This window comes from Nocardia sp. CNS-044 (assembly GCF_059570515.1).
Window position 1 is genome coordinate 301112 of sequence record NZ_JCANSX010000006.1, and the last position, 13669, is coordinate 314780.

14 protein-coding genes are annotated in these 13669 nt (G+C 68.8%); 7 read left to right on the top strand and 7 right to left on the bottom strand.

What is annotated here, in order from left to right; all coding sequences use genetic code 11:
- Positions 1–55 precede the first annotated feature (55 nt).
- Entirely contained in the window at positions 56–913 is an 858-nt protein-coding gene (locus tag T333_RS10040) for a helix-turn-helix transcriptional regulator (RefSeq protein ID WP_496424303.1), read from the bottom strand.
- A 144-nt stretch (positions 914–1057) separates the two neighbouring features.
- Here T333_RS10040 and T333_RS10045 point away from each other — a divergent pair, with 144 nt between their 5' ends.
- Both T333_RS10045 and hisN read left to right on the top strand, forming a co-directional pair.
- Positions 1058–1648 (top strand): NADPH-dependent FMN reductase, encoded by a 591-nt coding sequence (locus T333_RS10045; RefSeq protein ID WP_496424304.1) that lies wholly within the window; start codon positions 1058–1060, stop codon positions 1646–1648.
- A gap of 106 nt (positions 1649–1754) precedes the next feature.
- Entirely contained in the window at positions 1755–2540 is a 786-nt protein-coding gene (hisN, locus tag T333_RS10050; protein WP_355003843.1) for a histidinol-phosphatase, read from the top strand.
- On the opposite strand, the gene T333_RS10055 is transcribed toward hisN, so the two are convergent.
- From T333_RS10055 to T333_RS10065, 3 genes are read right to left on the bottom strand one after another with little or no spacing between them, the layout of a single operon-like run.
- Positions 2541–3068 (bottom strand): GNAT family N-acetyltransferase, encoded by a 528-nt coding sequence (locus T333_RS10055; protein ID WP_355003844.1) that lies wholly within the window; start codon positions 3066–3068, stop codon positions 2541–2543.
- Between the two features lie 47 nt (positions 3069–3115).
- Positions 3116–4081: an SMP-30/gluconolactonase/LRE family protein gene (locus T333_RS10060; RefSeq protein ID WP_496424305.1), complete on the bottom strand. Its 966-nt coding sequence runs from the start codon at positions 4079–4081 to the stop codon at positions 3116–3118.
- Positions 4082–4105: 24 nt separating this feature from the next.
- Complete coding sequence (locus T333_RS10065) at positions 4106–4471, bottom strand: MerR family transcriptional regulator (protein WP_357256914.1); 366 nt, start codon at positions 4469–4471, stop codon at positions 4106–4108.
- Between the two features lie 59 nt (positions 4472–4530).
- On the opposite strand from T333_RS10065, the gene T333_RS10070 reads away from it, so the two are divergent.
- On the top strand, positions 4531–5292 hold the full coding sequence (locus tag T333_RS10070; RefSeq protein WP_496424306.1) for an alpha/beta fold hydrolase: 762 nt from the start codon (positions 4531–4533) through the stop codon (positions 5290–5292).
- A gap of 3 nt (positions 5293–5295) precedes the next feature.
- Here T333_RS10070 and T333_RS10075 read toward each other — a convergent pair whose 3' ends face one another.
- Together T333_RS10075 and T333_RS10080 are read right to left on the bottom strand one after the other, a co-directional pair.
- Positions 5296–5547: a hypothetical protein gene (locus T333_RS10075; protein WP_496424307.1), complete on the bottom strand. Its 252-nt coding sequence runs from the start codon at positions 5545–5547 to the stop codon at positions 5296–5298.
- A 235-nt stretch (positions 5548–5782) separates the two neighbouring features.
- The gene (locus T333_RS10080; RefSeq protein ID WP_496424308.1) at positions 5783–6085 is read right to left on the bottom strand and encodes a hypothetical protein; all 303 of its coding nucleotides are present in this window, start codon (positions 6083–6085) and stop codon (positions 5783–5785) included.
- Between the two features lie 289 nt (positions 6086–6374).
- Between T333_RS10080 and T333_RS10085 the strand changes: the two genes are divergently transcribed.
- The 3 genes from T333_RS10085 (at position 6375) to T333_RS10095 (ending at position 10722) form a co-directional block, all read left to right on the top strand.
- Positions 6375–7769: an acyl-CoA dehydrogenase family protein gene (locus T333_RS10085; protein WP_496424309.1), complete on the top strand. Its 1395-nt coding sequence runs from the start codon at positions 6375–6377 to the stop codon at positions 7767–7769.
- A gap of 34 nt (positions 7770–7803) precedes the next feature.
- A complete protein-coding gene (locus T333_RS10090) occupies positions 7804–9027 on the top strand; it encodes an acyl-CoA dehydrogenase family protein (RefSeq protein WP_355003851.1) in 1224 nt (407 codons plus the stop codon).
- Between the two features lie 1053 nt (positions 9028–10080).
- On the top strand, positions 10081–10722 hold the full coding sequence (locus T333_RS10095) for a hypothetical protein (RefSeq protein WP_496424310.1): 642 nt from the start codon (positions 10081–10083) through the stop codon (positions 10720–10722).
- Positions 10723–10764: 42 nt separating this feature from the next.
- Here T333_RS10095 and T333_RS10100 read toward each other — a convergent pair whose 3' ends face one another.
- On the bottom strand, positions 10765–11745 hold the full coding sequence (locus T333_RS10100; protein WP_496424311.1) for an acyl-ACP desaturase: 981 nt from the start codon (positions 11743–11745) through the stop codon (positions 10765–10767).
- A 242-nt stretch (positions 11746–11987) separates the two neighbouring features.
- On the opposite strand from T333_RS10100, the gene T333_RS10105 reads away from it, so the two are divergent.
- Positions 11988–13607: an acyl-CoA synthetase gene (locus tag T333_RS10105; protein ID WP_355003859.1), complete on the top strand. Its 1620-nt coding sequence runs from the start codon at positions 11988–11990 to the stop codon at positions 13605–13607.
- The last annotated feature ends 62 nt before the right edge of the window (positions 13608–13669 follow it).

A 13669-nucleotide genomic window follows, 5' to 3' on the forward strand; every position in this document is an offset into this window, starting at 1 on the left:
GCTACCGGTCCCGGTCGATACCACGAAAAGCGCGCCCGCGATTTCCTGGCACACCTCAACCGGAGACCGCGCGCAGCTGTCCGGGGCGGCGACCCGCCAGCGTGTCCAGCGCCGCGGCGGTGGCGTCATCGGCGGGGAGATGGACGACTATCTGCTGGTCGTCGTCGGCGAACAGGTCGAGGGTCTCGTAGGCGAGCCGCAGCGGACCGGCCGCCGGGTGGGCGAGCCGGGTGACGCCGGTGGCGGCGGGCAGACTCGGGACGCTGGCCACCCGCCGGGTGAACTCGTCCCCCGCGACCACGGTGAGTTCGTCGGCGAGCGCCGTGATCGCGGGGTCCGCGCGGAAGGGCCCCTGCTTCAGCGTCGCGACCTGCTGGTCGGCCACGTAGTCCCAGTCCGGATAGATCTGGCGGGCGCGTTGGTCGGCGAAGACGAAACGCGCGAGGTTGGCGAAGGGGTCGGCGTCGAGCAGGCCCGTCGGACCCATCAGCCTGCGGTAGCCGTCGGTGCAGGCGAGCACCTCGCCGAGCCGATTGACCACGACCGCGGCCGCCGGATCCAGATGATCGAGCACGGCGCGCACCGTGGGCCGCACCTGGCGGTTCGGCTGCGCGTCGCCCATGCAGGTGAACCCCGGGGTGGTGGCCTTGGTCAGGCGATGCAGGTGGATGCGTTCGCTCGGCGCGAGCTGAAGCGCGTCGGCCAGCGCGGAGAGCACCGGCGGCGAGGGGTGACGATCGCGTCCCTGCTCCAGCCGGGTGATGTACTCGACACTGACCCCGGCCAGGGTGGCCAGCTCGGCGCGGCGAAGTCCGGGGGTGCGCCTGCGCGGTCCGGCGGGCAGGCCGACCCGGGCCGGACTCACCGCCTCGCGTCTGCTGCGCAGGAACAGGCCGAGCTCGTTGTCGCTCACCCTTCGAACAGTACAAGCGGGGGTCGCCCCGAGGGTGGCCCTGCCGCTACCACTCTCGGCGCGGCCTTCCAGCATCGTCCGTGCCGCAGCACATTGAGACATGGCGGTCGCACCGGCCGCACTCGATGCGCAAGGAGAACAGCAATGTCGTCACTCAGGCTCGCGGTGATCATCGGCAGTGTCCGGGAGGGACGGTTCGGTCCCACGGTGGCCGCCTGGTTCGCCGAACAGGCGGCTCGGCACGGCGGCTTCGAGGTCGACGTGATCGACCTCGCCGACGCGGAGCTGCCGCTCGCGCTGCCCGCGGTCCCGCCCGCGCTGGAGCCGAACCCGCCCCGGCCCGCGGGCATGGACGACCTCACCGCGCGGCTCGCCGCCGCCGACGCGTTCGTCATCGTCACGCCCGATTACAACCGCAGCTACCCGGCCGCGCTCAAGGCGGCCATCGACTGGCACTTCACCCAGTGGGACGCTAAGGCGATCGGGTTCGTCGGCTACAGCGGCGGCAGCGGCGGGCTGCTCGCGATCGAGCACCTGCGGCAGGTCTTCAACGAGCTGAACGCGCACACGGTCCGCGAGTACGTCTCGTTCCCGCGCTACTACCTGCTCTTCGACGAAGCGGGTCGGCTGCGCGAACCGGACGAGCCCGCCGCCGCGGCGCAGACGATGCTCGGCCAGTTGCGGTGGTGGGCAGGCGCGCTGGCCGCGGCACGAACGGCATCGGTCGCCTCCTGAGCCGCTTTTGATCACTCCGTCCACTACCCATGCCTCCGCCTTCCCTGCGGCCGTGCGCGGGCTGTCGACGGACTCCGTCCGGCTGCGTCCATTAGGGTTTGCGGACGTGGCTGCTCACTCCTCTGACCTGGAACTCGCGTTGCGGCTGGCCGACGCGGCCGACTCGATCACCAAGGCGCGGTTCGGCGCGCTGGACCTGAAGGTGGACGCCAAGCCGGACCTGACGCCGGTCTCGGACGCCGACCTCGCGGTGGAGCGGGCGATCCGCCACACGCTGACGCAGGAGCGGCCTGCGGATTCGGTGCTCGGCGAGGAGTTCGGCGGCGACGCGGAATTCGCCGGACGCCAGTGGGTGGTCGACCCGATCGACGGCACCAAGAACTTCGTGCGCGGCGTGCCGATCTGGGCCAGCCTGATCGCGCTGTTGGAGGACGGGGTGCCGGTGGTCGGCGTGGTGAGCGCGCCCGCGCTGGCGCGGCGCTGGTGGGCGGCCGCGGGTTCGGGCGCCTGGACCACTTTCCATCCCGGTGCGCCGCACCCGATCTCGGTGTCCGCCGTCGCCGAGCTCGACTCGGCGAGCCTGGCCTTCTCCAGCTTGTCCGGCTGGCGCGAGCGCGGCATGCGCGAGGACTTCCTCGCGCTCACCGACGACGTGTGGCGGGTGCGCGGCTACGGCGATTTCTTCAGCTACTGCCTGCTCGCCGAGGGCGCGGTCGACATCGCCACCGAACCCGAAGTGTCGCTGTGGGATCTGGCCGCCCTCGACATCCTGGTCCGCGAGGCGGGCGGGGTCTTCACGTCACTGTCCGGCACGCCGGGACCGCACGGCGGCGACGCCGTCGCGACGAACGGACTTCTGCACGAGGCGGTGCTGTCCCGCTTCGCGCGCTGATCAGCCCAGCAGCTTCTCCATCAGAACGACGCGGTCGGTGCCGTGGAACTGCGGAGGCAGCGTCGTCTCCCGCAGCTCGGTGAAACCCTGTGCGGCGTAATACTTCCGGAGCGCACGATTGTCCGCGGCGGTGTCCAGCCGCTGGCGGTCGAGCCCGCGCGCCAAGGTGCGTTCGGCGCAGAACGCGAGGGCGCGCGCGCCGAGCCTCCGGCCGCGGTGGCCCGGCGCGACCATGAGTCCGTGCACGTACCCGGCCTCGATCTCGTCGGGTCCCCAAAAGTCCGGGTCGTGCCAGATCAGCCGCACGGCCGCCAGCACCTCGCCGGTCGGCTCGCGTCGCACGTACCATTCGCCGCGCGCCGCCTCGCGCGCGAGGATCGCGACCGGATACTCGCCGGGCAGCCACTGCGCGATGCCGTTGTCCACCATCCAGCGCGCCAAGCCATCGCGCATGGCGATGATCGGCGCGGCGTCGGCCGTGGTCGCCGGAACCATCTCGAGGGGTTCGAGCGCTCGGGAATCCACCATGCCCGCCAACCTACTTGGCGCGCGGACGCCGCAGGCGCAGGTTCCGGCTAGCGCCGCCGTTCGTCGGCGGGTGTGAGGTCGAGACCGGACGGTGGGCGCAGGCGGCGCAGTGCGCCGTCCATGCTCGTGACGTACAGTGCCCAGCCGTCGGCGTCGCGCACGATGCGCACCGAGGTCGCGCCGTCCGGCGGGTTACGCAAGGGGCCGGGCTTGATCAGTCCGGTGATGATGGCGCAGGCCGCGCCGGTGGCGGTGTCGACCTGGTAGACGGCGCCCAGCGCGTGATCGGCGACGAACAGCAGGCCGTCGCGGGTGGCCTCCATGTCGTCGGGCAGCGCGAGCAGTTGCGGGATGCCGGTGACGGCGCTCCAGCTGTTGGGCGCGTCCAGCGGGATGCGGAAGACCTTCAGTTCCAGGCTGTCGGTGAAGAGGGACCGACCGTCGGGGGCGAGCGCGAGTCCGTTGGTCAGCGGCAGCGCCGACCAGGTCTTGGTGTACTCGCCGGTGGACGGGCGGTAGCGCGAGATGCCGGTCGGCGGGGCCTTGATGCCGATGGTGGTGAACAGCAGATCCCCGTCGGGAAGGACCAGCAGGCCGTTCGGTCCGTTCAGGCCGGTCAGCAGGACCTCGACCGCGCCGGTGTCGATGTCGTAGCGCCGCAACGTGCCCGGCGCGGCGTCGAGGCCGTCGCCGGTGAGGAAGTACACGGAGCGGCCGACCACGCGCACGCCCGCCGGGTGGTCGAGCCCGGTGACCAGCGGTTCGAAGCGACCGGCGGCGTCCACGTGGGCGAGGAATCCGTCGAGGATGCCGGTGACGTAGAACCCGCCCGCACCGTCGCTGTCGAGATTTTCCAGATTGCCGACACCCTCGACCACGGTCTCCACGCCCCAACCCTGCGCACAGGACGCGGGCACGAAATCACCACTGGCCGTCGGCGATCCGATGACCGATGCGGCCGCGAGCGCCAAGAGCGCGGCGCCGAAACGCATACTCCCCATCCGTGATGGCATGCGGCATACGCTAATGCCCGCGAGTCACTCTCGCGCGAGCCAGTCACGGATGGCATCGCGCTGGACGCCGAGCAGAGCACGCTGCCGCACGAGTTCGGCGATCTTGCCGTCGAGTTCGGCGTAGCGCTGTTCCACGATGTCGAGCGACTCGTCGCAGGGCAGCACCCACCGCGTCGGATCCCACAGACAGGGCAGCAGACCGCGGATGTCCTCCGTCGACATTCCGGCCGAAAGCAATTCGCGAATGCGCGCGACCCGCACTTGTGCGTCCTCGCCGTAGACGCGGTAGCCCTTGGCGTCTCGGCCGGGCAGCAACAGACCCTGTTCCTCGTAGTAGCGCAACAGCCGCGGGCTCACGCCGCAGGCCCGCGACAGGTCTCCGATCAGCATGTGACTCCGCTCACTCCGGGTTGGCCTTCACATCCATGTCAATACCTAACTTCTGCGGCATGACTGCGATTCCTCTGACCACCACCGTCACCGGGTCCGGGCCCGGCATCGTCCTCGCGCACGGAGCGAGCGGATCGATCGAGAGCAATTTCGGCGGCATCGTTGCGGCACTGGCCGCGAAGCACACCGTGGTGGCCTCCGACTATCCGGGCGACGACACCTGCCTCGACGTCGACGGACTCGCCGACACCTTGGTCGCGGCCGCGGTGGAGGCGGGCGTCGAGACGTTCACGATCATCGGGTACTCGCTCGGCACCACGGTCGCGGTGCGCGCCGCGGTGCGGCATCCCGACCGGATCCGCGGATTGGTGCTGGCCGCAGGCTTTTCGAGGGCGGACAACCGCGCCAGGATCGTCGCGCAAGCGTGGCAGGATCTGCTCGATCTCGGCGACACCGAGACGTTCGCGCGGCTGTCGGCCTTGGTGGGATTCTCGGCGGACCACCTCGAGTCGCTGTCCGCGGCGGCGTCCGACGCGCTCGTCCGCCAGATGGCCGGGTCCGTTCCCGGCGGCACCCGACAGCAAGCGGTGCTCGTCGAAAACGTCGATACCACCGATGATTTGGCACACGTCGCGGTGCCGACCCTGGTGGTGAACGCCACGGCCGACCTGCTCATCCATCCGGCCAACTCGCGCGCTCTCGCGGCCGCCATCCCCGGCGCGGAGTACACCGAGATCCACGCCGGACATGTGCTCATGATCGAGCGGCCCGAGGAGTGGTGGAAGACCATCGACGAATTCCTGTGTCGGCACGGACTCTAGCTGTCAGCCGAGATACTTTGCGCGCGGCCAGAGTTCATGCCACGGTGCGCGGAGTTCGCGGCACACGAACAGCGGCTCGCCCTGCTCGTCGTTGTCGATGCCGAGGCCGTTGTCGATGCGGTAGGCCTTGCCGCCGGTCAGCAGAAACACGACGAACAGCAGGACATAGGTGACAGGGAACGGGCGATAGCGCCAGATCGAACACCGCCGCGCTCGACATGTGCCCGACACCCTGCACCAGGGCAGCGCTGGCAACCGCCGCAGCTGCCAAGGTCTGCGCCCCGCGACCGCCGCCGAACTCGCGAGCCATCAGCCCGGCGCAGACCACCCCGAGTGTCGCCGCGAGCACGGCTGGGGCCCGCAGCAGCGGCAACGATTCGGAATCGATCGCCGACATCGCCCTGGCCACCAGCGGGGTGAACGGCGGCTGATCCCGGCCACGCGAGACCAACGCACCGTCCGATGCGACGGCCCCGCGGAGCCGCCTCCGTCAGCCCGCGCTACCCGGCCGCGCGGAGCCGGTTCCCGACCCCGTCGCCGAACCGGACTCCCCGGATCCCGACCCCGCCGACCCGGACGGGAATCCGACCTCGCCCGACCCGAGGTCGATGCCCGTCCCGCCCTCGCCCGAGCCCAAATCGAACACCGGTGCGCCGGAACCGAAATCGACCCGCGGCGGGCCGCCCGGATCCACATCGATGGGCGTCAACGGCAGTCCGGGCGCGGCGCCCGCGACCGGTGCGCACAATCCCACCGCCACCGCGAACCCGGCCAATACCACAAGTCGTTTCATGAACAAGACCTCCATTTCGGGGGCAACTATGTGCCGACACCGTAGCCGAATCCGCAGCATTGTGAAGTACATTCGTTTCACTATTCGGCAATACGTGAGGTATCACTGAAAAAATGCCGGGCACCTGGGATCGAGAGGCGAATCGGTCGACCGTCCAGCATGCGTCGGCAACCTCCGGCAGCATCGACTCCGATGGCCGCTCGACGGTCTTCTTACTCTGGAGTAAGATTGCCTTACTCAGGAGTAAGATAGCTGGGACAAGACCTCACCCACCCACCCGAGAAAACAGGTGATGATGAGCACTCGAGACAGCGCAACGACGCGACGTCCAGACACGTCAGCCGTCGGCCTCAACCAGCCCAAGCGGGACTGGATGGGTGCCGCGATGCGGGTCATGACAACCCTCACCGGGTCGGAGCTCGCCGAGAAGTACAACCTGCGCAAGCCGATCGAGCGAGTCACCTACGAAGGCACCAAGACCGGCTTCCGCACCCTGGGTGCGGCCACCCGCGCGTTCAACAAGGTCGCGGGCGGCGGCGCCCCCAAGCGGCTCGCGGACAACGAGTCGAAGAAGAAGGACCTCTTCGACATCACCCCGTCCGACGAGCAGCAGATGATCGTCGAGACCGTACGCGAATTCGCCGCCGAGATCCTGCGCCCCGCGGCCTACGAGGCCGACAACTCCGCCAAGGCGCCGCGCGACCTGCTCGAGCGCGCCGCGGAACTCGGCATCACCCTGATCAACGTGCCCGAGGAGCTCGAGGGTGCGGCCTCCGAACGCGGCGCGGTCACCAACTCGATGGTCGCCGAGGCGCTCGCGCACGGTGACATGGGCCTCGCGCTGCCGATCCTGGCGCCGAGCGGCGTCGCGGTCGCCCTCTCCCAGTGGGGCACCGATTCCCAGCAGAAGACCTACCTGCCCGCCTTCACCGGCGAGAACGTGCCGCAGGCCTCGGTCGTGATCAACGAGCCGCGCGCCCTGTTCGACCCGTTCGCCCTGCAGACCAAGGCCACCCGCTCCCCGAGCGGCTACCGCCTCAACGGCGTCAAGAGCCTGGTGCCCGCCGCCGCGGACGCCGAGCTGTTCCTGATCGCCGCCGAGCTCGACGGCCGTCCCGCCCTGTTCATCGTCGAGTCCGACGCGCCGGGCCTGGTCGTGGAGGCCGACCCGAGCATGGGTTTGCGCGCCGCGGGCATCGGCCGCCTGCTGCTCAACGACGTGGCGGTCTCCGCCGACGCCGTGCTCGGCGACGGCGACGCCAAGACCCGCGCCGAGGAGTACGCCGACGCGGTGCGCCTCGCGCGACTGGGCTGGGCTTCGCTCGCCGCCGGCACCAGCCAGGCCGTGCTGGACTACGTGATCCCCTACGTCAACGAGCGCGAGGCGTTCGGCGAGCCGATCTCGCACCGCCAGGCGGTGGCGTTCATGGTCGCCAACATCGCCATCGAGCTCGACGGTCTGCGGCTCGTGACCCTGCGGGGTGCGTCACGCGCGGAGCAGGGCCTGTCCTTCGGTCGCGAGGCGGCGCTGGCCCGCAAGCTGGCCACCGACAAGGGCATGCAGATCGGCCTGGACGGCGTGCAGCTGCTCGGCGGCCACGGCTTCACCAAGGAACACCCGGTCGAGCGCTGGTACCGCGATCTGCGGGCCGTCGGCGTCGCCGAGGGTGTCGTGCTCATCTGATCGGCTCGTTCCTTCCTTCAGGAGACCTTCAACAATGATCAATCTCGAACTCCCCAAGAAGCTGCGGGCCAGCGCCAACCAGGCCCACCAGGTCGCCAAGGAGATCTTCCGGCCGATCTCGCGCAAGTACGACCTCGGCGAGCACGAGTACCCGGTCGAGCTGGACACCATGGCCGCCATGGTCGAGGGCCTGGCCGACTCCGGCACCCAGAAGATCGGCGGCGCCGCGGGCGGCCGCTCCGAGGAATCCGACGCGCACGCCACCGAGCTGCTCGGAAACACCAACGGCGGCAACATGTCCGCGCTGCTGAACGCCCTGGAGACCTCGTGGGGCGACGTCGGCCTGATGCTGTCGATCCCCTACCAGGGTCTCGGCAACGCGGCCATCGCGGCCGTCGCCACCGACGAGCAGCTGAAGCGCTTCGGCAAGGTGTGGGCCGCGATGGCCATCACCGAGCCGTCGTTCGGCTCCGACTCCGCCGCCGTCACCACCACCGCGGTGCGCGACGGTGACGAGTGGGTGCTCAACGGCGAGAAGATCTTCGTCACCGCTGGTCAGCGCGCCACCCACATCGTGGTGTGGGCGACCGTCGACAAGAGCCTCGGTCGCGCGGCGATCAAGTCGTTCGTCGTGCCGCGCGACGCTCCGGGCCTGTCGGTGGCCCGGCTCGAGCACAAGCTCGGCATCAAGGCCTCCGACACCGCCGTGCTCCTGTTGCAGGACTGCCGGATTCCCGCCGACAACATCCTCGGCAGCCCGGAAGTCAACGTGGAGAAGGGTTTTGCCGGGGTCATGCAGACCTTCGACAACACCCGCCCGCTGGTCGCCGCGATGGCCGTCGGCGTGGCCCGTGCCGCGCTCGAGGAGCTGCGCGCCATCCTGACCGCCGCGGGTATCGAGATTTCCTACGACACCCCGGCGATCAACCAGCACGCCGCGGCGGCCGAATTCTTGCGCATGGAAGCCGATTACGAGTCCGCCTACCTGCTCGCGCTGCGCGCGGCGTGGATGGCCGACAACAAGAAGCCCAACTCGCTCGAAGCCTCCATGTCGAAGGCCAAGGCGGGCCGCACCGGCACCGACATCACCCTCAAGGCCGTCGAACTGGCAGGCACCATCGGCTACTCCCAGCGCACCCTGCTGGAGAAGTGGGGCCGCGACTCGAAGATCCTCGACATCTTCGAAGGGACCCAGCAGATCCAGCAGCTCATCGTGGCGCGGCGGGTGCTCGGCAAGACCAGCGCCGAACTCAAGTGACGCGCTGACCTGAAGCGAAACAGGTGCGGGGTCGGGTGGCCCCGCACCTGTTTCGTCGTCTCTGATGTCGAGCCCATCGCACGACCGCTCGCTCAGGCCGCCCGTAGGCCGTCATCGTCGGAAAGCTACCGGGGCGGCGCAGTTTCTGCGGTGGCCAACTCAGCCGTCACCGGTGGGATGACCGGAGCCTCGAACCGGCCACCTGCACCGGCCGGATAGTCCTCAGGGGCGCGGACAGTTCCACGACTGCCCTTGATGGCCAGGGCAGTAGACACGGATAGTCGCACGAGCACGGAGTCCGTAACTACCGTTGGGCCCGTCCGGAGCGGCGTAGACATACTTGGCCTCGATGTCATATGTGCCCTGTTTCGACGGTGTCCATTGCATCGTTGCGGTGCCGTTCGATGATTGGATCGGCTGGTAACAGGTCGTTATGCGATCGACGGTGGTACAGAAGGTCGCTGTCCCTTCCATTGCGGGGTCCGCAGTGATCGTCAGCGAATAGGTTGACCAGACAGAGTAGGTCCCATTGTCCGAGGACATCGTCAAGCGAGCTTCAGCCGCAGAGGCGGTGGGCGCGGCGAGCACCATTACCGCAGCGGCCACCGCAGCACCGAGACCGAATCGGCGCACGCGCCTGCTCGAAAAAGTTGTAATCATGGATGATTCCCCCTCATCTGCGAGTTCTGCGCAGGTATGCGGCCGGGCCACATTCCGTCGTACACGGTATCGGAAAGTGCCCCAGGGAACAATGTGAACAGCGCTGTGTCCCAACAGATCTCACGATCGCGACGTTCTGCGGGCGGACAATGCGCGCGTGAGTGCAACGATCGGTGGCTCGCGGCCCGCACGCGAGCGCGTCTTCGTGGCTGTCACGACCTCCGGTGGGTAGCCCTGCCGGGTCGGCGGCCTGCGTTGTGCGCCTGAGCCAGCTGTTGTTCGGGGTGGGTTGTGGTGGGGTTTCGAGGGTCGGTAGGGTCCCGGGGGGTTACCGCGAATCAGCGGAGGAATTTCAGTAAGGCTGTACCAAGGACTCTGGCAAGGAGATTGGTTATGCGTCGACTGAGTTTCAAGCGTCATCTCACCGCGGCGGCGGCCATTTCGGCCGTGTTGGCGACGGTGTTCAGCGGGAGCGCGGCGGCGGAGCCCGAGGTCCCGACCGTGGACTGGGGCGTCGCGGTGCAGAAGCTGCGGGAGGCCGCCGAAGGTAATCCCTTGGCGGAGGAGGCGATCGAGCGACTCCTCGCCGAGCGGGACCGGTTGCCCGCCAAGAGCAAGGTCGCGCTGCCCGCCCAGCCGTTCCAGATTCCGGCCCAGTCCGACATCGGCCGCGGCGGGGGCCCCGGCGTGTACGGGTCGGGCATCGCGCTGGGCACCGACGGCTTCCGCCTCGGCTTCTTCGGCGGTCCCGGCACCATCTCGCCGAACCAGGGCGGCGCCAAGATGGAAGCGCTGTGGGTCAATCTGTCCAACGGACGCAGCGGCACCGAGGTGCTCTACGAGCACAACGACGTTCCGGTCGACACCACTATCCGTTCCAGGGCGCTCGACCTCGGCCCCGGCATGATCGTCTCCGCGGTGTTCGGAACCCTGTGGCACCGTTGGTCGGTCCCGGTCAGCGACGCCAACCCGGACGGCTACCAGTACCAGCGCGGCACCATCTCCGTCCCCTCGATGGGCGCGGTCTACAACTGACCCTCGGTTCGTCGCGGCGGCCACCGCGCCGCCGCGACACAATCACCCCCGCCCGGAATCTCCTGTCTCCGCGGCCAATCGGCGAGCCGCTTCCGCCATCAATATCCGGTCGCGCCGCTCCTCGAACCGCGCCGCGTCCCGATCCAACTGCTCGACGTACGTGCCGAACTCCTCCCGGCATCGCTCGCCGCGAGGTCCGAAATCGCTGCGGCCGAAAATGTTCCACTTCCGCAACACCGGCATCAGCACGTCGTCCAGGTGCTGGCGCGGATCGTAGATGCCATGTTTGGCGATGAGGACCGCCTTGCGACGGAAGTCCGGCATGCCGATGCCCGGCATCCGGAACCTCCGCACGATTGTCGAAATCGCCTCCAGCGCTTGGTCGGGTGTGAGCTCGAGGGCCGCTTCGCACATGTTGCGGTAGAAGACCATGTGCAGGTTCTCGTCGGCGGCGATGCGTTGCAGCATCTTGTCCGCGATCGGATCGTCGCAGACCTTGCCGGTATTGCGATGACTCACCCGAGTGGCGAGCTCTTGGAAGGTCACGTACGCCAAGCCGTAGAGCGCGTTGTTGTCGTGGTCCCAGGCTGCGGGCGTGTCGGCGCCCTTGGTCATGTGCACCATGCGGGCGCGTTCCAGCGCGACCGGGTCCACTCCCCTGGTGACGACGAGGTAGTCGCGCATCGTGATGCCGTGCCGGTTCTCCTCGGCGGTCCAGCGGCCGACCCAGGTGCCCCATGCCCCGTCCCGGGAGAAGCCCTCGGCGATCTCGCGGTGGTAGGAGGGCAGGTTGTCCTCGGTGAGCAAGTTGACCACCATGGCCGCTCTCGCCACTTCGGACAGCCGCGACTGTTCCGGCTCCCAGTCGGCGCCGCCCATCGCGGCGTAGTTGCGGCCTTCACCCCAGGGCACGTAGTCGTGGGGGTGCCAGTTCTTGGCCGTCGCCAGGTGCCGATTCAGTTCGCGCTCGACGATCGGCTCCAGCTCGATCAGCAATTCCAGTTGGGTCAGGTTTCTCGACATGTCGGTGTCCCATCCGGGCGGCGGGTGTCGTGCGTCGGCTCGGGCGGGTGGCGAGGCCGCGGGAGCGAGCCACTGGCGCCGCCCGGAGAGACCCGCGCCGACGATGCCACGTCACACAGGACCATTGTCCGCTTTGTCGCCTTCCAATGTGACCCATGACACGTTCGCTGCTACGGTAGGCATCCACATAGCCGCATCGCGAGGTCGAGTGCCGACGCGAATGTTCAGTGGAGGAGTTCGAGGTGAGCGTGGCGCGTGCGCTGGAAACCGTGAAAGCCCTGGGGGTGCTGCGGCATCGTGGAGTCAGCGATCCCAAGGCACCGCTGGAAACCCTGCGCACTATGCGCGAGACCAAGGCGTTCGGCCCGCAGGCGGCCCTGGTGCGGCATTCCGCCCGCATCGCGCCGGATCGGGTCGCCCTCGCCGACGAACGCGGCGAGCTGACCTATCGCGAGCTGGACGAGCAGTCCACCGCCGTCGCCCGCGGCCTGCACGCGGCGGGCATCACCGAGGGCACCGTGGTCGCCGTGCTGGCGCGCGACCACCGCGGCCTGATCATGTCGATGATCGCCGCGGGCAAACTAGGCGCGCGAATCGCGCTGATGAACACCGGCTTCGCCAAGCCGCAGTTCGCCGAGGTGTGCGTCCGCGAGAAGGTCAAGGCGGTGCTGCACGACAGCGAGTTCCTCGGGCTGCTCGACGCGCTGCCCGCCGACCTGCCGCGCTACCTGACCTGGGTCGACGAGGGCGCTCAGCTGCCGCAGGGCGCGCAGACCTTCGACGACCTGATCGCCGCGAACTCCACCGAGCCGCTGCCCGCGCCGAGCAAGCCCGGCGGCTTCATCATCCTCACCAGCGGCACCACCGGCCTGCCCAAGGGCGCGCCGCGCACCAAGGTGACGCCGATGGCCACCGCGCAGTTCGTCGACCGCATCCCGTTCCAGAAGTTCGGCACGATGGTGATCGTCTCGCCGATCTTCCACAGCACCGGTCTCGGCACCTGGCTGGTCGGCACGGTGCTGTCCAACAAGATCGTGATGCGCCGCCGCTTCGACGCCGAGGCGACGTTGAAGATGGTCTCCGACCACAAGGCCGACATGCTGGTCGCGGTGCCGACCATGTTGCACCGCATGGTAGAGCTGCCCGAGGAGGTGCGCGCCAAGTACGACACCTCCTCGCTGAAGGCCATCGTGCTCGCCGGTTCCGCGCTCTCGCCCGAACTGTGCGTGCGCGCCGCCGAGGTCTTCGGCCCGGTGCTGCACAACCTGTACGGCTCGACCGAGGTCGCGATCGCCACCATCGCCAAGCCGGAAGAGCTGGCGCAGGCCCCCGGCACGGTCGGGCGCCCGCCGATCACCTGCGACGTTCGGCTCTACGACGACAACGACCAGCTGGTCACCGGCCGCAACGTCACCGCGCGCATCTTCGTGCGCAGCGGCGCGCCGTTCGAGGGCTACACCGACGGCCGCAACAAGCAGATCATCGACGGATACATGTCCAGCGGCGACGTCGGGCACTTCGACGACAACGGTCTGCTGATGGTCGACGGCCGTGACGACGACATGATCGTCTCCGGCGGCGAGAACGTCTTCCCGCAGGAGGTGGAGAACCTGTTGCTGGAGCGCCCTGACGTGTTCGACGCCGCGGTGATCGGCGTGGACGACGTGGAGTTCGGCAAGCGGCTGCGCGCCTTCATCGTCCCCGAGCCGGGCCACACGCCCGACGGCGAGGAACTCAAGGCCTACGTCAAGGACAACCTGGCCAGGTACAAGGTGCCGCGCGAGGTCGTCTTCCTCGACGATCTGCCCCGCAACCCGACCGGCAAGCTGCTGCGCCGGGTGCTCGTGGAGTACCAGGTCTAGGCCGATCGCGGGTCGCGAATCGGAGCCGTTGCCGCGCAACCGATTCGCGACCCGCGAGGGAT